The sequence below is a fragment of the Pseudomonas sp. PDM10 genome, assembly GCF_014852295.1.
GTDB lineage: Bacteria > Pseudomonadota > Gammaproteobacteria > Pseudomonadales > Pseudomonadaceae > Aquipseudomonas.
This window is the reverse complement of the sequence record NZ_JACVBJ010000002.1, coordinates 632,763-654,884: the sequence shown is the minus strand read 5'-3', so window position 1 is coordinate 654,884 and position 22,122 is coordinate 632,763. Positions and strand designations below refer to the sequence as shown.

The window sequence follows — 22,122 nt, the reverse complement described above, 5'->3', positions numbered from 1 at the left end:
GATGATTCATACGCGTCTGAAACTGAAGTATTCAGGGTTCGCCCTGGAGGTGGATCTGCAATTGCCCGGCCGCGGCGTCACTGCGCTTTACGGCCATTCCGGTTCGGGCAAGACCACCTGCCTGCGCTGCATTGCTGGCCTGGAGAAGGCCGAGCAGGGTTTCATTCAAGTCAACGATGAAATCTGGCAGGACAGCGACAAGAAGATTTTCGTGCCGCCACACAAACGTGCGCTGGGTTACGTCTTCCAGGAAGCCAGCCTGTTTCCCCATCTGTCGGTGCTGGCCAATCTGGAGTTCGGCCTCAAGCGCATTCCTCGCCCACAGCGACGGGTCGACATGGCTCAAGCGACCGAACTGCTCGGGATCGGCCATTTGCTGGATCGCCATCCGCAGCACCTTTCCGGCGGTGAACGGCAGCGAGTCGGCATCGCCCGCGCCTTGCTCACCAGCCCGAAACTATTGCTGATGGACGAGCCGCTGGCGGCATTGGATAGTCAGCGCAAAAACGAAATCCTGCCTTACCTGCAACGACTGCATGATGAGCTGGACATCCCGGTGCTGTACGTCAGCCACTCACAGGATGAAGTTGCGCGGTTGGCCGATCACCTCGTTCTGCTCAGCAATGGCAAGGCGCTGGCCAGCGGCGCTATTGGCGAAACGCTGGCCCGTCTCGACCTGCCCCTGGCGCTGGGCGACGATGCCGGCGTGGTGATCGAGGGGCACGTCAGTGCTTATGATGCCGACTATCAGTTACTGACCCTGCAACTGCCGAACACGACCCTGAACATTCGCGTGGCTCACTCACCGATGACCCCGGGTCAGGCGCTGCGCTGCAAGGTTCAGGCACGGGATGTCAGCCTGAGCCTGCAAAGTGTCGAGCAAAGCAGCATCCTCAATCGCCTTCCGGTCACCGTGATCAGTGAAATGGGCGCGGACAACGCCGCCCACGTGCTGATCCGTCTGGACGCTGGCGGCACGCCGCTGCTGGCGCGGATCACCCGCTACTCCCGGGACCAATTGGGCGTGCACCCCGGCCAGCAACTCTGGGCGCAGATCAAGGCGGTGGCGGTGCTGGCGTAAATCCGCTGGCACCACTGCAACAGCGTGCGGTCAATGGCTGTAACGGCCCCTGATCCACCGCCAAGGACTACTGCCATGCCCGATACCGCGCTGCCCGATGTGCTGCCATCCGACCTGCATTACGTCGATGACACCCAACCCGGCATCACCCGCAAGAAACTGCGCGGCAAGTTCTGCTACTACGACCCTACGGGTCAGCGCATCACCGATCAAGACGAGATCAAACGCATCAATGCCCTGGCCGTACCGCCGGCCTACACCGATGTGTGGATCTGCGCCGACCCGTGCGGCCATCTGCAAGCCACCGGTCGTGATGCCAGAGGTCGAAAGCAATACCGTTATCACCCGCGCTGGCGAGAGGTGCGTGATGCCGATAAGTACTCACGTTTGCGGGACTTCGGCCTGGCCCTGCCGAAACTGCGCCAACAGCTTGAAACGCTGTTGGCGGCTCCCGGTTTCAGTCGCGACAAGGTCATGGCCACGGTCATCACCTTGCTTGATGCGACGCTGATCCGGGTCGGCAACTCCCAGTACGCTCGGGACAACCGCTCCTACGGCCTGACCACCCTGCGCAACCGTCACGTCGAGGTCAACGGCACCGCGATCCAGTTCCAGTTCCGTGGCAAAAGCGGCGTCGAGCACCAGATCACCGTGAAAGACCGACGCCTGGCGCGGATCATCAAACGTTGCCTGGAGATTCCCGGGCAAAACCTGTTTCAGTACCTGGATGAAAACGGTGAGCGACACACCGTCAGCTCCTCCGACGTCAACGCCTACCTGCAAACCCTCACCGGTGCCGACTTCACCGCCAAGGACTACCGAACCTGGGCCGGCAGCGCGTTGGCGTTGGCGGTGTTACGGGAACTGCAGTGGGAGCCCGAGTCGGATGCAAAGCGGCATGTGGTGGAGATGGTCAAGAACGTCGCCAAACAACTGGGCAACACCCCGGCCGTCTGCCGCAAGTGCTACATCCACCCGGCGGTGCTCGATGGTTTTCTTTTGGGTACGTTGGCTGAACTGCCCAAGCCTCGAGCACGCAAAGGGCTCAGGGCGGAGGAAGTCGGGCTGACGGTGTTTTTGGAGAAGATGATCGCAACCGTTGAAGCGACGAACTGACCTGCCTATTTTTTGCACGATCGCAAATGGCTTCTATAGTTGTTGTGAACCTGAATTAGCTGCGGTGACGCCATGGAAGACATTTTCGTTGTGAAGCGATGCAACAAGATCATCATCCATGGTCGCCGAGCCGGAGAAACCGATCATCCACCACCTGACGCCGCCGTCTGGTATCGCATCGCCGATACTCGTACTCGCGGCTTCATCGGGGACGGTTTCGATCGTGAAGAAGACGCCCTGCGTGAATGCCGGCAGCTGAATGCCAGGTCGCAAGTGACGGCCCGACAAGGCTGATGCTACCTGCCTTTCACGGGTCTATACTGAAGAACGGCTGAAGGATTAGCGACCCCATCGGCAGACAGCTCGCTCCCCGCGGGCTTTTTGCTGCCAGTCAAAGGTTTCTTGAACGGAGGTGTTTGCCATGTCCGAAAAAGAGTCCATCACCACACTGCTCACCCTGCTCGACTCCCGTCAGGCTCGCCTGGCAGCGGCATGCAAGGAAATTGCCGACTGGGTCGATCATCAAGGTGGGCACCCGACGGCCCTCAGAATCCGTGATCGTCTGAACGACATCGAGAAGGACACGCCACTGATTCGCAATACGCTGTCGTCGCTCAAACCTGTCGACCCGCCCCTGCCGCGGTTCAGATGATTCGATCTGGACAATCTCAAGGACACGGCCTGATTCAGGACGCATGAACGGCGACCTTATCGTCACCGGGTGCGTCCTTGCGTGAACGCTTTCTGCGGCATCCCCAACCCAGCCTGACGCTGGGCTTTTTTTATTACTGCGCAGCCTGTTTCACGCTGTGTTCACAACTCACGCCCTACAGTGACCGGACTCCTTTGAAGAATCCCCCTGGCCCGCCCGCATGCGGGCCTTTTTTTGTCCGCATTGCACAGACAACGAACGTTCACCGCACGCTGGAGGTCAAACAATCACACGTCACGAAGGAGGCGTCTTATGGTCACTCACTTCAAAATCGGCGGGCATCTGGCCTGCGGTCACAAAGGCAGCAAACTCGTTTCAACCAGCGAACTGACCCGGGTGAAATGCAGAAGCTGTCGCAACACCGACGCGTTCAAGGATGCGCGCAAAGAACAGCGCAACGCTGCACGCCGCGCCGCACGCAAAGCTAAAGTTACGCATACCGCCAATGACTGGCGCGCGGCCTGGGTCGAACGGCTCACCGCCATGGAAGGACGGCAACGATTGCCTCGTGGTTTCACCGGTCAGCCTTTCGTTTAGCTGACAGCATCGGCGGCGGAATCGAGTTCACTCGATCCGGCCGCTGGCGCCATGATTTCCAGCAACGACATGCGTTTGAAGGCCTCGACCCGCAACGCATCGCTGTCGGGGAATACCCGCAGCATCGCGTCGGCCAACAACCCGCCCGCAATACGACTCTCCTGCAGTTCCAACGCCATGAGCTGTTTGTCCGCCTGCATCCCGGACCAGGTCGGCCGGCGCGGGACTTTTCCGACTGTGTTCGGCGCACGGCTGCTACGGGCACCTGGCAAATAAGGGATGAAATCGAAGCAGCTTGGCGGCAAGCAGATTTCTCGACTAGGGTTCTATCGAATTGAAATGGCGCCGGCTGCGTTGGCGGGCCTTGATCAAGGAGGAGACCGATGACACCTATTCGTATTGCTGAGAAAACCTATCGCACTTGGTCCAGCCCTATCTTGCTTGAACTCAAAGAAAGACAGCATCAGCTCGATCCGGTAGCCCGCCAGGCCCTGCAAAATGTCTTGCTCGAGAGAAGGCTTGTCGATACCGGCAGCCCTTCTGGTGAAGATCGACGCGGCGCTAATCCAAGGGCTGGCGGGCCGGGTCAATAACTGCCACTGGCTAAAACAGCAAGCCAGTAACAAACAAGGGTTTGCATCAGCTATAGCTCGCAAACCCTTGATTTAATAGCATTCCTTACGCCGGAATCGACCTGGCACTCCGCGAGAGACCACCAAGAGGGGGCGTCACTCGCGCATGGCCGAGGAAGGCAGGCGGGTGTTCGATGCCCATCCGGGACTGCATCTGCCGCCCTATCTGCCCAAACGCGACGCGTCACACAGGGAGTATCAATGCATCAGGTTGCGCAATGTTATCTTGGCGTATGGAAGCGGCGTTTGATCCAGCACCGCTCAGGGCTTTCGGACAGCGAAACGGCCGTGCATTGGCTACAGACACCGCGACTGTTTGCCGACCTGCGAATCCCCCCCAATCCGCTCCCAAATCTGGCGTTCGAAGAACTCAGCCACTCTCAACGTCTGGTGCTGTGTGAACAGAAAGGTTTTGCCGGGGTAACCCAGATAGACGCCGACATTTGCCAATGGCATCGCAAAATGGATTATCAGCCGGCTAGTGGCGCTGAAGACATTGGTCGCATGCACTTTGAAACCAGTGAGTGCCTGATCGAAACCGCTCTGGACGAAAGTTACTACGAAATATGGGAACGCTTGCCCGACTCCCTCGGCGCTTGTCGTGGCCAATGGTTGCAAGCGATGGATGAGCCATCGCGTCAGGGCTGTCTGTTATTGGCCGGGGACTATTTTCTGTTCGCCGCCAGCCGTCCCACACCACTGACACCGGGCATTCATTTGCGCGAAACGTTCAGCCAATCCGATAGCTCAATAAACCCTGCTTCCCTGTTCGCCTGCGAACTGTCTTTTGGCCGGCATCACGCCGGGGAAACCCCATGGAAAATCGAGTGCTCAACACTCCCCGCCAAAACGGGCCAATGCCTGCTGCCAGCATCGGTGGACCCGTTTGCCCCGGATATTTTCGCCAATGAAGACGTCATGTCTTCACTCGGCACATTCATTCCAGCGGGCGGTTGGCGCTGTGCGCCTGATCCGTGAGACGTGAGACGTGAAGATTGCCCGACTTGCGCTGGCAGAGGGTTTGTAACGAAGGCGGCGGCCACTGGTCTACCCTGAATGTACAGCCGGAGGGTTCAACCATGTGCGGACGCCTTTCACAGTACCGGGGAATTCACGACTTCGTCGCGGCGCTCAGCATTCCCAACGCACTGATCAACTATGCCGGCGACCAGCCTTTCGAGCACTATAACGCCGCACCGACGACGCAACTTGCCCTCTTTCACCAAGAAGGTCAGTTTCTGCGGGCCGACATGGTTCGCTGGGGCTGGCGCCCACACTGGGCCAAAGATCGCGTCGCACCGATCAATGCTCGAGTTGAGAAAGTAGCCCATGGCCCATTCTTTAAAGCGATCTGGCCCCACCGGGCGATCATCGCCATCGACAACTGGTTTGAGTGGGTTTATGACGGCGGACCAAAGAAACAGCCCTACCTGATTCGCCACCGTGACCGGACGCCAATCCTGTGTGCCGCAATCGGTCAGTACCCCGTCGCCGAGCATGAACCGAGCGAGCATGACGGCTTCGTTATCATCACTGCAGACAGCGCCGGCGGTATGGTGGACATTCATGACCGCCGCCCGGTGACGCTGTCACCCGAGCTCGCTCGCGAATGGCTGGTCCCCGCCATGCCGAAGGAGCGCGCCGAGGAAATTGTGCTGCTCCAGGGCGAGCCCACCGAGGCGTTTGAGTGGTACCCGGTGGACCGAGCTGTGGGCAATGTTCGAAATCAAGACCCCGAACTGATCGAGCCCATTGGAGAAATTACCAGCGGAGATGAGAAAGGTAACGGGCGATAGACCTGAAGATCAGGCTCTTGCCAGATGCAGTACCCGTTGGAATGACTACATTCCGATGGTGGCCCAACGCTTCAAGCGCCGCTGCCTGATGCTGCCGAAGAGGAAATTCTCGTAGGAAAGCGATTTTCGTTCCGGTCCTGAATGCCAAACCTGCTCCAAAACGTTTTTACACATCCTCGACCCGAAGCTGTCGGTCATGGCCTCTGGAATAGTCGGGGCAATTCAGCCCAAAGTCTGCCAATAGATGCTCGCGGATTGGGACTTGGGGCAGAGTCGAAATCACGCTGCTCTGTTATCGATCAACACTCTCGAAATAGAAGTTCCGATAACCACGGACAAACACCCAAAGGCCTGTTCGCAGAAATGGTCCGGTTACTGCGTCATGACCCAAGTAGCCCCCCCCCCCCCGAAAAAACTACTAATGAGCAACAAAATATAAAAATGAACTATACCCAATAGGGCAAATCGCTACTGACTCCGGGACCTGATGCCATTTGAAGATCGTCGTCCCAGGAACTTCAACGTCAAACAGACCGAGAGATTCTGGTTATGGACGCTTTGAAAATCGCTGCCAGCGATGCAGTTCGAAATTGCTTTCGTACGACCCGTGAAATCGTCCCGTTCGATCAGACCGACCTTACCGATGTCGCCGTCGCCGTACTCTCGGTAGATGATTTGGCAGCAGGGGCGCTGGATTTTATCAAGCGAACCGGCTTCGATATCCCGATCTTCCTGGTGGCATCTCAGGGACGCAGCAATCGCTCCCTGGAGGTCTACAAGCAGCTGCAGGATGTCATTTTGCAGGTTAACGGTGTCTTCGACTTGTCCAGCAACAATGCCGAGTACTACGGCAATCAACTGGAGACCGCAGCCAAAGCCTACGAAGAAACCCTGCTGCCGCCGTTCTTCGATGCGCTCAAACACTACACCGAGCAAGCCAACGCGACCTTTGCCTGCCCGGGCCACCAGGGCGGCCAGTTCTTTCGCAAACATCCGGCTGGCCGGCAGTTCTTCGACTTTTTCGGCGAGACCTTGTTTCGCGCCGACATGTGCAACGCCGACGTCAAACTCGGCGATTTGCTGATCCATGAAGGCCCGGCGCTGCTGGCGCAAAAACACGCCGCGAAAGTGTTCAACGCCGACAAGACTTACTTCGTGCTCAACGGCACCTCGGCGTCGAACAAGGTGGTGACCAACGCCCTGTTGACCCCGGGCGACCTGGTGCTGTTTGACCGCAACAATCACAAATCCAATCACCAGGGCGCGCTGCTGCAGGCCGGCGCTACCCCGGTCTACCTCGAAACCGCGCGCAATCCCTACGGTTTTATCGGCGGCATTGACGCCCATTGTTTCGAAGAAGACTACCTGCGCCAATTGATTACCGAAGTCGCGCCGGACAAAGCTCAACTTCCACGACCCTTTCGCCTGGCGATCATTCAACTGGGTACCTATGACGGTACGATCTATAACGCCCGGCAGGTGGTAGAGCGCATCGGCAAACTGTGCGACTACATCCTGTTCGATTCGGCGTGGGTCGGTTACGAACAGTTCATCCCGATGATGAAGGACTGCTCGCCCATGTTGCTCGATCTGGACGAGAACGCCCCGGGGATCTTCGTCACGCAATCGGTGCATAAACAGCAGGCCGGTTTTTCCCAGGCCTCGCAAATTCACAAGAAGGACCGACACATCAAGGGCCAGCCGCGTTATTGCAATCACGCACGGCTGAACAACGCTTTCATGGCCCAGGCATCCACCAGCCCGTTTTACCCCTTGTTCGCCTCGCTGGATGTGAATGCGCGTATTCACTCAGGCCGCAGCGGCTTGCGCCTGTGGGACGACTGCGTGAAGTTCGGCATCAATGCCCGCAAGCTGATCCTGGAAGCCTGCACCATGGTCCGTCCCTTCGTGCCGGACTCTATCGACGGGCGTCCATGGCAGGACCATCCGACCGACGCCATCGCCGGCGACGTCCGTTTCTTTGAGTTCCATCCGAAGGATCGTTGGCATGCCTTCCCGGGCTATGCCGAGAAGCAGTACTTCATCGACCCGTGCAAGTTGCTGTTCACCACGCCGGGCATCGATCCAGTGGATGGCAGCTATACCGATTTCGGTATTCATGCCGGCATCCTGGCCAACTTCCTGCGCCAGAACGGCATCGTTCCGGAAAAGTGTGACCTCAACTCCATCCTGTTCCTGCTCACGCCGGCCGAAGACTGGGCAAAGATGAGCCATCTGGCGGCACAGATCGCGCGTTTCGAACGCTTCGTACATGACGACGCGCCCATGAGCCAGGTGCTGCCGGCCATCTACAACCAGCACGAGGAGCGTTATCGCAACTACACCATTCGCCAACTCTGCCAGGAAATGCACGACCTCTATCGGCACCACAACGTGCAGCAGTTGCAGAAGGAAATGTTCCGCAAGGAACACTTCCCGAAAAAGGCCATGAATCCACAGCAGGCGCAAATCGAGTACATCCGCGGCAATGTCGAGCTTGTGCCCCTGGCTGACGCCGATGGTCGCATTGCGGCCGAAGGTGCGCTTCCTTATCCACCCGGCGTGCTCTGCGTGGTGCCCGGGGAGATATGGGGCGGCGCGGTGCTCAAGTACTTCCTGGCGCTGGAAGAAGGCATCAACCGCCTGCCCGGCTTCACACCGGAGTTGCAAGGCGTGTACCTGAAACAGGAAGGCGGTCGTACCCGCGCCTATGGGTACGTGCTCAAGGTCTGATGTTGCATTCTCAACATTGCTCAAGGAGATACGCATGAGTCACTCGCAAACCCGATTGCCAGACGATTTGGCACAGCGCTTTCCGGTGCTGATCGTGGCCAACATCCAGGAACATGACGACAGCATCATTCTGCGCAGCGCTCAGGCGATTGCTGCAGTCTTGCGTGAGCATGAGATGGAGGTGGAACTGGTCGGGTCGCTGGAGGAGGCAGACATCGCCGTCAGTGCCAACTCCGCCTACTGCTGCGCGATCATTGGCTGGGGACTTTGCGAAAACAATCAGGACCAGGCGCTGAAGTTGATCCAGCTGATCCGTCGCCGCACGGCACAGTTGCCGATCATGCTCGGCATGAGCCAGGCACATCGTAGCCAGGTGCCGCTGGCTTTCGTGGAGAACATCGACGGCTTTATCTGGCTGCCCGAAGACAGTCCGGAGTTCATCGCTGGACGGGTCGAAGCCGCCGCCCGGCGTTACCTCGACAGTATTCTCCCGCCGTTCTTCGGCGCTCTGGTGAACTTCGCCGGCACCCATGAGTACTCCTGGCATACCCCGGGCCACACCGGCGGTACCGCCTTCATGAAAACTGCAGTGGGTCGTACTTTCCTCGACTTCTACGGCGAGCAGATGCTTCGCTCGGACCTGAGTGTTTCGGTCGGCGAACTGGGCTCGCTCAATGACCATTCCGGCCCGATTAATGAAGCGGAAAAATATGCCGCACGGGTGTTTGGCGCTGACTTCACCTTCTTTTCCGTGGGCGGCAGCTCCGCGAGCAACGAGATTGTCCTGCATTCGGCAGTGACCGATGGTGACGCTGTTCTGGTCGACCGCAACTGTCACAAGTCATTGAACTATGCCTTGAACATGTCCGGTGCGGTGCCGCTGTACTTGCGTCCCCGGCGCAATGCGCGTGGTTTGATCGGACCGGTGCCGCTTAGCGAGCTGACGCCTGCGGCCGTCGCACAGAAACTCGCTGACAGCCCACTGGCAACCGACAAGACTGCCAGGCCGGTGCTGGCGGTACTGACCAACTCGACCTACGACGGTCTCTGCTACAACGTGCAGACCACCACCCGCGAACTGAGCCAGAGCGTCGACCGCATTCACTATGACGAAGCCTGGTATGCCTATGCCCGTTTCAATCCGTTGTACGAGGGGCGCTATGGCATGCATCGCGGCGAACGGCATGCCGACGACGCCACGGTGACCGTCACCCACTCCACCCACAAGCTGTTGGCGGCACTGTCCCAGGCCTCGATGATCCATATCCGCTCGGGCAAGGTGCCGGTCAAGCCGGCGCTGTTCAACGAAGCCTTCATGATGCACACCTCGACTTCACCGCAATACAGCATCATCGCGTCGACCGATGTCTCGGCGAAAATGATGAACGATGCCGGTGGTTACCTGACCGATGAATCCATTGATGAAGCCATTGCCTTTCGCCAGGCCATGGTGCGTCTGAGCAACGAAATACAGCAACGCAACGCCAAGGACTGGTGGTTCGGCGTGTGGCAACCGGACCAGATCGACGGCGTGCCTTTTGCTGACCTCGACCCGCAGGTGTTGCATCACGGCGACGCCTGGGTGCTCAGGCCGACGGCGACCTGGCACGGTTTCGGCGACCTGGGCAGCGATTACTGCATGCTCGACCCGATCAAGGTCACCGTACTCACGCCAGGGCAAACCCTTGAAGGGCAGATGGAGGACAGCGGCATCCCGGCTCCGCTGGTGTCGTCCTTCCTTTCCAGTCGCGGCATCGTGGTCGAGAAAACCGAACCCTACTCAATCCTGCTGCTGTTCAGTCTGGGGGTGACCAAGGGCAAATGGGGTTCGCTGGTGGCTGGGCTGATGGAGTTCAAGAAACACTACGATGGCAACTCTCCCCTTGAACAGGTGATGCCTGATCTGGTCGACAGCCATGGTGAGCACTACAGCAGCATGGGCCTCAAGGACCTGGCCGAAGAGATGCACCAGGACATGCTGGCCACGAAAATGCTGCACAACATGGATGCCGCCTACACCTTGCTGCCCGACCCGGTGTCCTCGCCAAGGGCGACTTTTGCCAGCCTGGTCAAAGGTGAAATCGAGCAGATTGCCGTACGCGATATGGTCGATCGCACCGTTGCCGTGCAGATCGTTCCTTATCCGCCGGGTATTCCGCTGATGATGCCTGGTGAAAAAGCGGGCAATGACAAAAAAGCGATCGTCGACTACTTGCTGGCGATGGAGGCTTTCGATGGCCGGTTTCCCGGTTTTGAACATGACAACCATGGCGTCGAGATCGAACGCGATAGCCAGGGGCGCCCGACCTACAAGGTTTACGTAGTCAAGCAGTAAGCATTAGCCCCTGTCCGGCCGCGTGCTGCACGTTGCCGAACCCAGGTTCAAAACTTCGCACAAGGCAAGGAGTTTGCGATGGCTGATTCAAGCAAAAAAATGGGCCTGATGGGGCTCACGACGCTGGTAACAGTCAACATGATGGGCTCGGGAATCATCATGTTGCCCACTAATATGGCTCAGTTGGGGGCCGTGTCGCTGCTGTCATGGATTTTCACTGCAATCGGTTCGATGGCCATCGCCTACTGTTTTTCCCAGTGCGGCGTCTTTTGTTCGCGTTCAGGCGGCTTGTCCGCCTACACCGAGGAAGCCCATTCAAAGTCCGGCTTTTTCCTGTGTTCGTACCTGTACTTCCTGTCCCTGGCCATCGCCAACGTGGCCGTGGCCATCTCGGCGGTGGGCTACATGACGGCCTTCGTGCCCTGGCTCGGCACGGGTGCCATTCCGTTATGCGTCGGCACGATCGGGCTGATCTGGCTGACCACCTTCGCCAACTTCGGTGGCCCTGGCATCACCGGCAAGATTGGCGCTTTCACGGTGTGGGGCGTGATCATTCCGGTAGCCGGCCTGAGCATCATCGGCTGGTTCTGGTTCAAGCCGGATGTGCTGGCCGCCGCCTGGAATCCCAACAATCTGGCGATTTCCGAAGCCGTCAGCAAAGCCATACCCCTGACCCTGTGGGCATTCCTGGGCATGGAGTCCGCGGCCCAGGCCACCGATGCCGTGGAAGACCCCAAGCGCAACGTACCGCTGGCCTGCCTGTTCGGTACCCTCGGAGCCGCGGTGGTTTATGTGCTGTCGACCACCGTCATCCAGGGCATCATTCCCAACGATGAACTGGCCAAATCCTCGGCGCCTTTTGCGCTGGTCTACGCCACGATGTTCAGCCCGATGGTGGGCAATATCGTCATGGCCCTGGCGGTCATGGCCTGTGTCGGCTCGCTGCTGGGTTGGCAATTTACCCTGGCGCAAACTGCCAAGATGACGGCTGACCAGAATTTGTTTCTGAAGCTGTTCAGCAAGGTCAACTCCATGAATGCGCCTGTCGTTGGCATGATCGTCTGCGGCGTGCTGCAGACCCTCATGGCTCTTTCGACCATCTCGCCCGATGCCGCCGCCCAGTTCAGCAAGCTGGTCAGCCTGGCAGCGGTCACCAACCTGATCCCCTATATCACTGCGCTGACGGGCCTGCTGGTGATCATGCACAAGGCAGGAGTCTCATCAGCCATTCACACGCGTAACGTGGTGGTTTTGTTGATTGCAGTCACGTACTGCTTGTACGCCCTGTATGCCTGCGGCAAGGACGCAGTCATGGGCGGCACCCTGGTACTCGCGGTCGGCTACCTGCTTTATGGATTCCTCGCCAAGCGCTTCACCGAAGCGCCAGCCACCAACCAGGCCAGGGCCGTAAACCCTTAGGCGCTGCCAACAGGACTGCACAGACAACTGCATACGGGGAAACCGGACATGAACGTACCATTTGCCACAACCACCAGACTGCTGCTTGCCCTCGCTCTCTCGACGCTGCCGCTAATGGCCGGCGCCAACACCCTTGAACGCGTGCGCAGCAGCCACACCTTTACGCTGGGTTACATGCCGGACCTGGCGCCCTTCAGCAAGCACGAAGGCGACAAGGCCAGCGGTTATGCCATCGACCTGTGCCTGAAAATCGCCGACAAGCTCAAGAGCGAGTTGGGTCTGCCCGACCTGAAAGTGCGCTATCAGCCGGTACAGGTTTCGGACCAGGTCAGTGCTGTGAGCCAGGGCAAGGTCGATATCCTCTGCACGCCGACTCCGCCAACCCTGGAGCGGCGCAAGATGATCAGTTACTCCATACCGATCTATACCGCTGGCCTCTCGGTCGTGGTGCGCAAGGATGCTGCCGCGCCTTTGCTCAATGTGCTCAACGGCCAGGTCGCTTACACCGGTCCGACCTGGCGTGCCAGCATCAACAATGGTCTGGCCAACCAAACCTACGCGACCCTTGAGGGAGGAGTGACTGAAGACTGGATTCGCGAACGGATGCGCCTGCTCAACGTAATCGCCTCGCTGGTGACCGTGGCCAACAACGACGAGGGCGTCAAACTGGTCGCCGAGGGCAAGGCCGATGCCTTTTTCTCAGAACGCATGCTGCTGCGCAACGAAATCACGAAGGAGGGCGCGGCCAGGAACCTGATGGTCCTGGACCGCATTTTCGAGTACTCGCCGGTGGCGATGATGGTGGATCGCAACGACGAAGACTTCCGCTTGCTGGTTGATACGGCCCTGAGCGAAGCCTATTCCTCCGGCGCCATAGAAAAGGGATACGACCAGTACCTGGGCGGTACTGACGATACCGTGAAAAAACTGTTCAGGATTTATGCATTGCCCCAGTGACAATCGTCAGCAATAGGCCGCCTGCGGGCGGCCTTTTTCATATGGCTCTCATCCAGACACCACGAACTTCGACTGCAATCACCATGAATCGCGTCTGCCTGGAGATAGCCATGAGCACATTGGCAGTTTTCGGAATGAATGAACACTTCGGTGTCGCCCAACTCAGCAGCATGTTCGACTCCCTCCAGTACGCGGCTGATTACGCGGACCGCATCCGTAAGCTTGGGCGGTGTCGCGATGTCATTATCAGGGCGAAGATCAAGCTGCCGCAAAACGACTTGTAGCGGAAGTCGCCCACCAAACTTTCGTGGCTGGACTACTCGCCCTCGCCGGAATCGACAGCAGCCGCTTGCCCCGCCCTCACCTATTGCGTTGAGTACTGTTTTCAAGCCGAAAGATCAGGCCCAAGAGTCAAATCGATGTCTAGCCTCGCCAATGCTTTACCGCGAGCTAACGCCTCATTGAAGCTGTTGTACTTGGCATTTTCACGGATTGCTTCAACCCGGCTTTCTTTGTTCTCTACAGCGATTCTAAGTCCTGTTGGCACAGAATCACTGTCGCTATCCCATTCGAAATCAATCTTCGCTTTAACGCCTCGATGCTCATAGACAACTGGGTACGGCCTATCCACTAACACCATTTCGATCTCCTTGATCCGGCTCCATGCCGGGCCGAACACAAATACCCCACTTCAACGAATCACGCCAGCCGGCGAGGATCACTTATGTTCACAGCAATCGATTTGTTTTCCAGGTTTGGCGGATGGACCCGAGGCGGGGTTGATGCCGGCCTGCAAGTACTCTGGGCAGCAAACCATTGGTCAGCAGCCGTCGAGTGGCACACAAAGAACAACCCGGACAAAAACCACTCAGAAACGAAAAAGGCCTACGCCGTTAAGCGTAAGCCCTTGATATTCATGGTGCCGAAGCCGGAATCGAACCGGCTGCCCCGATGAGGCCGAGGCGCTGGTCAGTGCCAACGCCGCCGACATCATCGAGCTTTACCAGCGCCTTGCGGCCTGACCCTTTTCACTCATGGCTTGGCAGCACTGCCTTGAAATAGCTTGGTGTAAGCGAAGTAACCAACAGCAATCTCAGCGACTGCCATAACCCCGAATACTGCACCAAACATGAACGAAGCGGCGATGAAGCCTATCGCCACAATGCCAATAAAGCCCTGGATGATTTGTAACGTCTTCTCCTCAAGGGAAAATTTCCCACTCAGGAATAGGCCAGCAGCAAGGCCAATCAAAACACCCACAACGATTCGCGCAAACATCACAGCTCCTTCATCCGGCTCCATGCCGGGCCGAACACAAATACCCCACTTCAACGAATCACGCCAGCCGGCGAGGCAATCGGCTGTCTGGAGCAGTTATGAATCCCTACCTGATCACGGGCCCGGCCCAGATCGGCATCAGTGGTGGTCGCACGAGCGGGCACATGGTGTACAAGATCCTCGAAGCTCACGGCGGCGCCCTGCCGCCGGATATGCACTTGTTCTTTCAAAACACCGGAAAGGAGCGCGAAGAGACGCTGGTCTTCATCGATCAGATCGCCAAGCGCTGGAGCGTGAACATCGTCTGGATGGAATGGTGCCGTGTGTACGGTCAGCCTGACGATGCACCGTGGTACAAGCTGGTGGACTTCGAAACGGCCAGCCGCAACGGCGAGCCCTTCACCATGATGCTCGAATATTACGCTGCGTACCGGAAAGCAGAGAAGAAGCTGCCGCCGGTGCTGCCGAACTTCTCGAACAACATGTGCACGGCTTATCTGAAGGTGAAGATCGGCGAGAAGCACATGCGCGCCCTGGGCTACACCGAATGGGATTGCGTCGTTGGCATTCGCTACGACGAACCGAAGCGCTACCACCGCATGATGGCCGCCAATGATCGAGGTGGCACGCGCTGGGACAACCTCTGCCCTTCCTACACGGCTGGTGTCACCAAGGAGAACGTCGGCGCCTTCTGGGCGGCCCAGCCCTTCGACCTCGGCATGGATTCCGACTTCGGCAACTGCGACCTGTGCTGGAAGAAGAACGAAGGCAAGCTGATCAAGACCATCATGGAAGACCCGTCGCGGGTTATCTGGTGGTCAGGCACTGAAGAGCGATTCGGCCAAGTGTTCAGGCAGGATCGAGCTGACTACAACACGATGGGCTGGTCCGCCGAGCAACGATCCCGGCAGACCGACTTCGATTTCGATTATCTCGCCGAAGACATCGACTGTTTCTGCGGCGATTGAACAGCCGCCGCATATTCAGGTGTAGATAGCTGTTGATGTCGTGATTTTTGGAACGGGATCGGCAACTCGGTTCACAGCCAGCCACTGCCGTGTTTTCTGCACATCGAACTTCTGGCCTTTGTTTTTCATGGTCACAAACAGAGTGTCAGCCACTCGATAACGACCACAACCATCCGCACAGTTTCTTTCATGAAAGTCGCCAATAGGCTGAACAGTTTCAGCATCCGCGTCGCAAATTAAGCAGGTCATTTTGCATCCTCCTTGTGAATGACCATTCAACTGTAGCCGATCCCTTACCACCTTCCACCGCCCGGGCATGACCCGGCATAGGACAACCCCATGCCCACAGAAAACAATACCGCTGAGCCAGCACCGAGCTTGGCGACCGGCCATTACCTCGACGCCGCGACTTGGGCCGACTTCGTCCAGCGCTTGCGCTATGACTGCAAGGGCAATCGGGTCCACGATCATTGCACTGCTGATGCCATCTTCATTGTTGAGGCCCGCCGCATCGTCTCCGGCCTGGACATGGATTACACCGACAAGCGCCTGGTGTATTGGGACAGCGGCGAGTCGGTAGCCTACTCGGTCAAGGAGTACTGGGACGGTCTGTCCAGCTACGAGAAAAGCCAGCTCAATAAAAAGATGCAGGCCTGGTCGGAATGCCAGTTCATGAAAGCTGGCGAAGACGATCAGTGGTACGTGCTCGGCGAGCTACCCGAACACAGTGTCACTGGCTGGGACGATCGCTGGGAATACGTCAATGCGCACTTCACCCACGCTGCCGCCGAGGCCTTCATCAAACGCAAGAAGCACGACTACCGCGATGGAATGCGGGTCTACGTCGAATCGCAGTACTACGCCTGGGAATTCAACGCCATCAAGGAAGCGATCCTCAACGGCACGCTGACCTATGCGCCGAAGGAGAAAACGTAAATCACTTCTGATCAGTCGACCGACCGATCTCTTCACGCGTAGGCATGGTCCAGTCCGAGGCCCGTCTTTCATAGATCGAGTCGTCGCGCTTATACCCATCGTAGGTGAACAGCAGCACGTAAATGGCGAACGCAGTTGCAGCTAAAGCAGCCCTACCTATCGGGTTCGCATTCTTTGATAGACCACCAGGGCCAATAGCTACCCAGCCGCCCCGAAGGTAAGAAAATACGGCCTGACCGAACCATGCCTGTAGCGCCAGCGCCTCCCAGAAATGACCCCAATCCCCTAAGAAACGCACAATAGCGTTTGTTAGAGAAGCGGCGACCAACAGGACCAGTATTAGGTACCGAAAACGGCTGAGGAAAACGAGGACGCTATTCTCAGGATCCATACTCCTCCTGCCTCCCAATCAATTGAACGAGCTGCCAACACTATCTGAACTCCTGATATCGGCTGATTAGAGCGGATCCTAAATCAGCAACCAGCGGTTATTTCCCTCCCCCTTCAAAGTCAGCCGCTATAGCGGATCAAAATCGCCTAACTGCTCACGGGCGTCGGGGATGGCGTACTCAAGCAATTCAAGCGGAACGTCCTGCTCGAACAAAGTCACCTCGAAACGCAACGTTGCATCGTTCCGAAAAATCTCAAATACCGGCCCCTTATCACCTCGCCAGCATTCCAGCGCCAGCCCATCGTGACCTTCGACAACGCTCGAAGCACGCCAGAACTGGTATTCAACTCCGTGTACGACCACATCGCACCTCCCTCTTATGTGGTGGCAACGATACCTCTCCCCTATATGAATTTGATAGCCGCTATAGCGGCAAAGGAACAGTCATGCCTGAAGAAATCAAACTGATCCAGCCAGTCCCTGTTGTGCGCGATGAGAACGGCATGTTTTGGCACCCAGAACTGCCATCGTTTGACGAGGGCGATGAACAGAAGAGCAAGCAGTGGGTTGCCGACCAAGGCCTGAGCGTCCTTCGCGTCAGCCTTGAAAACGCCGATGAAGCCGTCGCGGATCAGTATTTCGAATCCGGTGACCCGGACTGCAGCTACTGGGAGCCTGAGCGGCCAGGCGGCGAAGAATGGTTCTGCCTGTCCATCAACGATACTGACGACGGCCCGGTCTGCTGGTGGGCACGCAGGGTGACGCCATGATCCTCCCCGCCCTCGCCTACATGGCCTGGCTCATCTACTCGGGGCCACGGTGATGAATGACTGCGAACTGTTGGACCTTGCTGCGAAAGCGGTAGGCCTTGAGCTTGAAGAAAACCGTCACTGCCCTTCCGGTGGAATGTGGATCGTCGATAAAAACACAGGCCTCGATATCGTCTGGTCACCACTGACCAATGACGGCGATGCGATGCGCCTGGCGACAAGCCTTCAACTCAGCATCAGCTGGTTCAACACACTGCAGTACGTGATGGTCGAGCGTCGAGGCTTTGGCGAGAACATCGGCTGGACCGAAGAGTCCGGACGGGGCGGTGCGGCCCGCCGAGCTATCACCGTCGCAGCAGCCAAAATCGGCAGCGCTCTTCCCTAACCCCTCTTCCACCTACCAGCCTGCCGGTGAACGGTCATCGACACCACTGCGTCTCACACGGTATCCCGTCGTCGTCTCCGTCCATTTCCATTCCCGGGCAATTCAGCAGAAAGTTTTTGGCTTCTGCGCATGAGGTCATCTGCGAACAGCGCTTGCGACCATCACATTTGAATCGAGCCGCAACGGGCTTCTGCGCAGTCATGACTTGGGAGGTTACCTGTTGATTCGATAGCCTCGCCTCAGTCCATGACTGTACGTCAGGGGAAAGCTTCCAAGCCAACAGACCAACAACAAGCACTAACCAAATCAGTTTCATTTGATTCATCCGTGATGAGAGATCGTTTGCATTCTCACGCCGCCTGCTTTCCAGCGTATCCCATTAATCCACATACAGCCTGCCGGTGAACGGCGGGCGAGGACAGCGCGTGAATATTTACCGACACACCTTCGCAGCCGTCTGCCCTTCGGACGGTGAATTGATCATCTATCGGCTGGAAGTTAGAGCGCCAGCGATGATCCGCATCGAGCGCATAAAGGCCGCAACCGCGGTCATCAAAAAAGGCTGGCACGAACAGATCGCCGACCGCCTGGCCGAGGACATCGGCGGTGATCAAACCATTATCGCCACTCACCAGGGCGTCGAAATCGAAACAGTAAGGCTCAGCGGATGATCGCTTATCACGGCACACCGATCGGCGGCACCCGGCAAGATGGTGCCCGGTTCCTCGCCGGGCGGCATGCGCTGGTACCGTTTCCGCGCCAGGACGACATGGGTATTGTCGTTGATGTCTGCCAGTCATTCGTTTTCGACAATGGCGCGTTTTCGGTCTGGAAGAAAGGGGGAACCCTGGACGTCGACGGATACACCCGCTGGGTTGAGCAGTGGCACCGTCACCCAGGTTTCGACTGGGCTCTAATCCCCGACGTCATCGACGGGGACGAAGCGGCGAACGACGCGCTTCTGGCGGCATGGCCGGCGGAGTTGCGCGGCGTGCCGGTTTGGCATCTGCATGAATCGCTTGAGCGCCTTGCCCGCCTGGCTGCTGATTGGTCGACGGTGGCCATTGGCAGTTCCGGTCAGTGGGCAAGTCCGGGAACGCCAGCATGGTGGAAGCGGATCAGTTCAGCGATGGACGCCATCTGCGACGATCAAGGCCGCCCAGCTTGCAGACTTCACGGCCTGCGAATGCTCGACCCAGCGATCTTCCAGCACCTGCCCTTCGCCTCGGCTGACTCTACGAACGCGGCGGTGAACGGCGGGAGCATCAGCCGATTCGGCATGTATGCCCCGCCCACCGCCGGCCAGCGCGCCAACGTCATCGCCGACCGCATCGAATCACACAACAGTTCGCCGATCTGGCAACGAGAAACCCAGACCGAGATGGCCATCTAATCCACCACCTTCTGCCGCCACGCGCGGCATGGACAGCTCATGAGCATTCAATTTTTATCGCATGAAGAGGTTTGCGAACTGACCGGCGCGCGGACCAAAGCAGGACAGATCCTCAACCTCAAGAAGAACGGAGTCAGGCACACCATCAAGATGAATGGTTGGCCAAGCGTGACTGTGATGGCCGTAACCGCCGTCGGCATGTTCGAACCAGAAAAACCCGCATGGAAATCACGCAAGGCAAGCTGAAATGGGAAGACGACCAAGTAAACCCGGTTCTATAGCCCGGCTGCGAGAACGAAAGAAAGCCAGCGGCCGGGTTTTCTACTACTACGACACTGGCGGAAAGGACCGCAAAGAGATTCCGCTGGGCAGCGACTATGGCTTGGCGATCATGGAGTACGCAAAGTTTGAGCGCGATCGGACCGCGACCGACTTGGGCGCCAAGGTGATCACCTTCCGTTACGTCGCCGAAAAGTACATGGTCGACATCGTCCCCACCAAAGGCAAAGCCACCCAGTTAGACAACAAACGGGAAATGAAGAACCTGATTGCGTTCTTCGATGATCCGCCGGCGCCACTGGAAACGATCGAGCCGCTTCATGTAAGGCAGTACCTCACCTGGCGGAAGGCGGCTCCGGTCAGGGCGAATCGTGAAAAGGCACTGCTCAGCGCAATTTGGAACTACGCCAGGGACAAGGGCTACACGTCTCTGGCCAACCCCTGCGCTGGAATCAAGGGCAATAAAGAGACTGGGCGGGACACATACGTCGAGGATGAACTGTTCAAGCGCGTTCACGACAAAGCCGATATCGGCCTTCAAGACGCCATGGACCTTGCCTATTTGACCGGACAGCGAGTGACCGACACTCGACTGATGGACGAACGGGATGTCCGCGACGGCCAAATTTGGGTGCTTCAGGGAAAAACAAAGGCCAAACGGCGAATCGAGGTTACCGGTGAACTCAAGGTTTTAATTGATCGAATCATGTCCCGAAAGTCCGGGCACAAGGTCCGCTCGACGCGGCTGATCGTGTCAGAAGATGGCGCACCGATGACGGTGGCGATGTTGCGCAGGCGTTTTGACATGGCCAGGGAGGCCGCGGGAGTATCCAAGCCGGAGTTCCAATTGCGTGATTTGCGCGCAAAGGCCGGTACAGACAAAGCAGAATCCAGTGGCGACATCATGCAGGCCAAGGATCAACTTGGGCATACCACCGTTGTTATGACGGAGCAGTACATCCGCAACCGCAAGGGCAAGAAAGTCTCACCAACTAAGTGAATTGCGGACCAACTCTAAAATAGCGGACCAGAAACAAACAAGGGTTTGCATCAGCTTTCGCCCGCAAACCCTTGATTTTAGATGGTGCCCGAAGCCGGAATCGAACCGGCACGCCCTTACGAGCGGGGGATTTTAAGTCCCATGCGTCTACCAGTTTCGCCATTCGGGCGGTAGCGCGGTGAAGCAGTCTGAAGACGGTCAAATAACGATCTGGCAGTTCTGACGCCTGTGCAGCAGAGGGGGAAATATATACATCCCGCTCCGGTGAAGCAAGTTTGCGACTGGCCTTTTCAAGACTAAATCTTGCAGGACAGTGCAAATAAAAAAGCTCCGTAAATCATAGATCTACGGAGCTCGTTTAAAGTGGAGGCCGAGGTCGGAATCGAACCGGCGTAGGTGGATTTGCAATCCACTGCATAACCATTTTGCTACTCGGCCTCAAACATCTGATGTCATGTAGCACAACATCAAACGCGTACAAACTTGGAGTAAGATTCGTGATCTAACTCCTTGAAAACATTGAGCTTTTTCAGCGGTCAGTGCTTTCGATGGCGTGAATTATGTACTGATTTCCCGAGGCTGGCAACCCCTTGATTTCAAAAAAAATTCCGTCAGGTGGTTTCTATGTTTAAAGGGGGTGCTCAGCCCTTTAGGCCGGGTTCGTCTGTCACGTCTTCTACCGCGATCAACGGTTCAATGCCCCAGTCGCCATGCAGATACCAATCGTCTCCGATCATTTCGGCCGGATGCATTGTCCTGTCGGAGCCATTGCCGCACGCCAGGGAGTTGGCTGGACAGTATCTGTCGCAGCCCCAGCAAATGCGCTCGGGATGCTTGGGGCTGATGGGAAAATTCTTGGCCATGTCGATCCCCGGTTTGTCGCTAGGATGTGCCTCCAACCTACATCCCTCGCGCAAAGGTGACCTTGATACGGATCAAGGTACGGCTAAGCTTTGCCCTGCCGGGAAATCGGTTACGTCATAGCGTTTTTCCGGCCCTTGGGCAGCCATATAAAAACACTTGGAGATGCTTCTTATGCCTGGTAAAAAAACACCTGCCGGAGAACAAAGCCCTGTTCGATTGTCGACCTGGGATGATGAGGGCGCGCAAATATCACTCGATGCAGAAGCATTTTCCTCTCCACCCGAATTGACCAATGCAGAACTGGTCCACCTTCGTGTCCGCGTAATTGCCCTGGAAAACCTGGTCATTGCGTTACTGACGCAAGGTTCGGATCAACAGTTAACCATCGCCCGCGAAATGGCCGCCTACATTTCACCCCGGCCCGGTTTCACCCAGCATCCTCTGACAATTCACGCCGCTGCGCAGATGAACGACTGCGTCGACCGCGCCGAGCGGTTTAGAAAGCGCTCCCAGTCATAGGCTTAATCGCTGAAAACTTGA

At 57.5% G+C, this 22,122-nt stretch carries 30 protein-coding genes, 2 tRNA genes and 1 pseudogene; 23 read left to right on the top strand and 10 right to left on the bottom strand.

The window, feature by feature from the left end:
• The first annotated feature begins 1 nt into the window (after position 1).
• The 5 genes from modC to IB252_RS09570 all read left to right on the top strand — a co-directional run bounded on the left by modC (position 2) and on the right by IB252_RS09570 (position 3,446).
• Positions 2-1,081, top strand: coding sequence for a molybdenum ABC transporter ATP-binding protein (modC, locus tag IB252_RS09590; protein ID WP_192408326.1), 1,080 nt, complete (start codon positions 2-4; stop codon positions 1,079-1,081).
• A gap of 75 nt (positions 1,082-1,156) precedes the next feature.
• A complete protein-coding gene (locus tag IB252_RS09585; RefSeq protein WP_192408325.1) occupies positions 1,157-2,197 on the top strand; it encodes a DNA topoisomerase IB in 1,041 nt (346 codons plus the stop codon).
• A gap of 72 nt (positions 2,198-2,269) precedes the next feature.
• Positions 2,270-2,491, top strand: a complete 222-nt coding sequence (locus IB252_RS09580; RefSeq protein ID WP_033053080.1) for a hypothetical protein — start codon at positions 2,270-2,272, stop codon at positions 2,489-2,491.
• A gap of 127 nt (positions 2,492-2,618) precedes the next feature.
• Complete coding sequence (locus tag IB252_RS09575) at positions 2,619-2,849, top strand: hypothetical protein (RefSeq protein ID WP_007946177.1); 231 nt, start codon at positions 2,619-2,621, stop codon at positions 2,847-2,849.
• Between the two features lie 312 nt (positions 2,850-3,161).
• A complete protein-coding gene (locus IB252_RS09570) occupies positions 3,162-3,446 on the top strand; it encodes a hypothetical protein (RefSeq protein WP_111450132.1) in 285 nt (94 codons plus the stop codon).
• Here the strand turns inward: IB252_RS09570 and IB252_RS09565 are convergent.
• A pseudogene (locus tag IB252_RS09565) lies at positions 3,443-3,664 on the bottom strand (TetR/AcrR family transcriptional regulator); the annotation flags it as partial. The gene IB252_RS09570 and the pseudogene IB252_RS09565 sit on opposite strands and share 4 nt — an antisense overlap.
• Positions 3,665-3,829: 165 nt before the next feature.
• Here IB252_RS09565 and IB252_RS09560 point away from each other — a divergent pair.
• The 8 genes from IB252_RS09560 to IB252_RS09525 all read left to right on the top strand — a co-directional run bounded on the left by IB252_RS09560 (position 3,830) and on the right by IB252_RS09525 (position 13,602).
• Positions 3,830-4,039 (top strand): hypothetical protein, encoded by a 210-nt coding sequence (locus tag IB252_RS09560; RefSeq protein WP_192408324.1) that lies wholly within the window; start codon positions 3,830-3,832, stop codon positions 4,037-4,039.
• 285 nt (positions 4,040-4,324) lie between these two features.
• Entirely contained in the window at positions 4,325-5,056 is a 732-nt protein-coding gene (locus IB252_RS09555) for a hypothetical protein (protein WP_225607356.1), read from the top strand.
• A 101-nt stretch (positions 5,057-5,157) separates the two neighbouring features.
• On the top strand, positions 5,158-5,874 hold the full coding sequence (locus tag IB252_RS09550) for an SOS response-associated peptidase family protein (RefSeq protein WP_192408322.1): 717 nt from the start codon (positions 5,158-5,160) through the stop codon (positions 5,872-5,874).
• Positions 5,875-6,423: 549 nt separating this feature from the next.
• The gene (speF, locus tag IB252_RS09545; protein WP_192408321.1) at positions 6,424-8,607 is read left to right on the top strand and encodes an ornithine decarboxylase SpeF; all 2,184 of its coding nucleotides are present in this window, start codon (positions 6,424-6,426) and stop codon (positions 8,605-8,607) included.
• Between the two features lie 34 nt (positions 8,608-8,641).
• Complete coding sequence (locus IB252_RS09540; protein WP_192408320.1) at positions 8,642-10,942, top strand: Orn/Lys/Arg decarboxylase N-terminal domain-containing protein; 2,301 nt, start codon at positions 8,642-8,644, stop codon at positions 10,940-10,942.
• Positions 10,943-11,020: 78 nt separating this feature from the next.
• A complete protein-coding gene (gene potE / locus IB252_RS09535; protein ID WP_111450137.1) occupies positions 11,021-12,361 on the top strand; it encodes a putrescine-ornithine antiporter in 1,341 nt (446 codons plus the stop codon).
• A 48-nt stretch (positions 12,362-12,409) separates the two neighbouring features.
• Positions 12,410-13,318 carry an amino acid ABC transporter substrate-binding protein gene (locus IB252_RS09530; RefSeq protein WP_192408319.1) on the top strand — a complete coding sequence of 303 codons (909 nt, stop codon included), beginning with the start codon at positions 12,410-12,412 and terminating at the stop codon, positions 13,316-13,318.
• Positions 13,319-13,428: 110 nt separating this feature from the next.
• Complete coding sequence (locus tag IB252_RS09525; RefSeq protein WP_192408318.1) at positions 13,429-13,602, top strand: hypothetical protein; 174 nt, start codon at positions 13,429-13,431, stop codon at positions 13,600-13,602.
• Between the two features lie 101 nt (positions 13,603-13,703).
• Here IB252_RS09525 and IB252_RS09520 read toward each other — a convergent pair whose 3' ends face one another.
• On the bottom strand, positions 13,704-13,958 hold the full coding sequence (locus IB252_RS09520; RefSeq protein WP_111450139.1) for a hypothetical protein: 255 nt from the start codon (positions 13,956-13,958) through the stop codon (positions 13,704-13,706).
• Between the two features lie 84 nt (positions 13,959-14,042).
• Between IB252_RS09520 and IB252_RS30425 the strand changes: the two genes are divergently transcribed.
• Positions 14,043-14,273, top strand: coding sequence for a hypothetical protein (locus IB252_RS30425; RefSeq protein WP_318652717.1), 231 nt, complete (start codon positions 14,043-14,045; stop codon positions 14,271-14,273).
• A 77-nt stretch (positions 14,274-14,350) separates the two neighbouring features.
• On the opposite strand, the gene IB252_RS09510 is transcribed toward IB252_RS30425, so the two are convergent.
• Positions 14,351-14,596, bottom strand: a complete 246-nt coding sequence (locus tag IB252_RS09510) for a hypothetical protein (RefSeq protein ID WP_192408317.1) — start codon at positions 14,594-14,596, stop codon at positions 14,351-14,353.
• 98 nt (positions 14,597-14,694) lie between these two features.
• Between IB252_RS09510 and IB252_RS09505 the strand changes: the two genes are divergently transcribed.
• A complete protein-coding gene (locus IB252_RS09505; protein ID WP_192408316.1) occupies positions 14,695-15,564 on the top strand; it encodes a hypothetical protein in 870 nt (289 codons plus the stop codon).
• A 15-nt stretch (positions 15,565-15,579) separates the two neighbouring features.
• Here IB252_RS09505 and IB252_RS09500 read toward each other — a convergent pair whose 3' ends face one another.
• A complete protein-coding gene (locus IB252_RS09500) occupies positions 15,580-15,813 on the bottom strand; it encodes a hypothetical protein (RefSeq protein WP_192408315.1) in 234 nt (77 codons plus the stop codon).
• 90 nt (positions 15,814-15,903) lie between these two features.
• Between IB252_RS09500 and IB252_RS09495 the strand changes: the two genes are divergently transcribed.
• A complete protein-coding gene (locus IB252_RS09495) occupies positions 15,904-16,500 on the top strand; it encodes a hypothetical protein (RefSeq protein WP_192408314.1) in 597 nt (198 codons plus the stop codon).
• 1 nt (position 16,501) lies between these two features.
• On the opposite strand, the gene IB252_RS09490 is transcribed toward IB252_RS09495, so the two are convergent.
• Together IB252_RS09490 and IB252_RS09485 are read right to left on the bottom strand one after the other, a co-directional pair.
• Complete coding sequence (locus IB252_RS09490; RefSeq protein WP_192408313.1) at positions 16,502-16,891, bottom strand: hypothetical protein; 390 nt, start codon at positions 16,889-16,891, stop codon at positions 16,502-16,504.
• Positions 16,892-17,017: 126 nt separating this feature from the next.
• A complete protein-coding gene (locus tag IB252_RS09485) occupies positions 17,018-17,254 on the bottom strand; it encodes a hypothetical protein (RefSeq protein ID WP_192408312.1) in 237 nt (78 codons plus the stop codon).
• Between the two features lie 83 nt (positions 17,255-17,337).
• Here IB252_RS09485 and IB252_RS09480 point away from each other — a divergent pair, with 83 nt between their 5' ends.
• A complete protein-coding gene (locus IB252_RS09480; RefSeq protein ID WP_192408311.1) occupies positions 17,338-17,661 on the top strand; it encodes a hypothetical protein in 324 nt (107 codons plus the stop codon).
• A 52-nt stretch (positions 17,662-17,713) separates the two neighbouring features.
• Positions 17,714-18,046 carry a hypothetical protein gene (locus tag IB252_RS09475; protein ID WP_192408310.1) on the top strand — a complete coding sequence of 111 codons (333 nt, stop codon included), beginning with the start codon at positions 17,714-17,716 and terminating at the stop codon, positions 18,044-18,046.
• 34 nt (positions 18,047-18,080) lie between these two features.
• On the opposite strand, the gene IB252_RS30420 is transcribed toward IB252_RS09475, so the two are convergent.
• The gene (locus IB252_RS30420) at positions 18,081-18,248 is read right to left on the bottom strand and encodes an excalibur calcium-binding domain-containing protein (RefSeq protein ID WP_318652724.1); all 168 of its coding nucleotides are present in this window, start codon (positions 18,246-18,248) and stop codon (positions 18,081-18,083) included.
• A 223-nt stretch (positions 18,249-18,471) separates the two neighbouring features.
• Between IB252_RS30420 and IB252_RS09465 the strand changes: the two genes are divergently transcribed.
• Genes IB252_RS09465 through IB252_RS09450 form a run of 4 tightly spaced genes read left to right on the top strand, consistent with a single transcriptional unit; the run spans position 18,472 to position 20,718 of the window.
• A complete protein-coding gene (locus IB252_RS09465; protein ID WP_192408308.1) occupies positions 18,472-18,717 on the top strand; it encodes a hypothetical protein in 246 nt (81 codons plus the stop codon).
• The gene (locus IB252_RS09460) at positions 18,714-19,439 is read left to right on the top strand and encodes a hypothetical protein (RefSeq protein ID WP_192408307.1); all 726 of its coding nucleotides are present in this window, start codon (positions 18,714-18,716) and stop codon (positions 19,437-19,439) included. The genes IB252_RS09465 and IB252_RS09460 overlap by 4 nt, the downstream gene beginning before the upstream one ends.
• A 39-nt stretch (positions 19,440-19,478) precedes the next feature.
• Positions 19,479-19,685: a DUF4224 domain-containing protein gene (locus IB252_RS09455; protein ID WP_192408306.1), complete on the top strand. Its 207-nt coding sequence runs from the start codon at positions 19,479-19,481 to the stop codon at positions 19,683-19,685.
• Between the two features lies 1 nt (position 19,686).
• Positions 19,687-20,718 (top strand): tyrosine-type recombinase/integrase, encoded by a 1,032-nt coding sequence (locus tag IB252_RS09450; protein WP_192408305.1) that lies wholly within the window; start codon positions 19,687-19,689, stop codon positions 20,716-20,718.
• A gap of 82 nt (positions 20,719-20,800) precedes the next feature.
• On the opposite strand, the gene IB252_RS09445 is transcribed toward IB252_RS09450, so the two are convergent.
• From IB252_RS09445 to IB252_RS09435, 3 genes are all read right to left on the bottom strand, one after another.
• Positions 20,801-20,887, bottom strand: a tRNA-Leu gene (locus IB252_RS09445).
• A gap of 195 nt (positions 20,888-21,082) precedes the next feature.
• Positions 21,083-21,156, bottom strand: a tRNA-Cys gene (locus tag IB252_RS09440).
• Between the two features lie 203 nt (positions 21,157-21,359).
• A complete protein-coding gene (locus tag IB252_RS09435) occupies positions 21,360-21,581 on the bottom strand; it encodes a DUF3079 domain-containing protein (protein ID WP_111450183.1) in 222 nt (73 codons plus the stop codon).
• 172 nt (positions 21,582-21,753) lie between these two features.
• On the opposite strand from IB252_RS09435, the gene IB252_RS09430 reads away from it, so the two are divergent.
• Positions 21,754-22,101 carry a hypothetical protein gene (locus tag IB252_RS09430; RefSeq protein ID WP_111450184.1) on the top strand — a complete coding sequence of 116 codons (348 nt, stop codon included), beginning with the start codon at positions 21,754-21,756 and terminating at the stop codon, positions 22,099-22,101.
• The last annotated feature ends 21 nt before the right edge of the window (positions 22,102-22,122 follow it).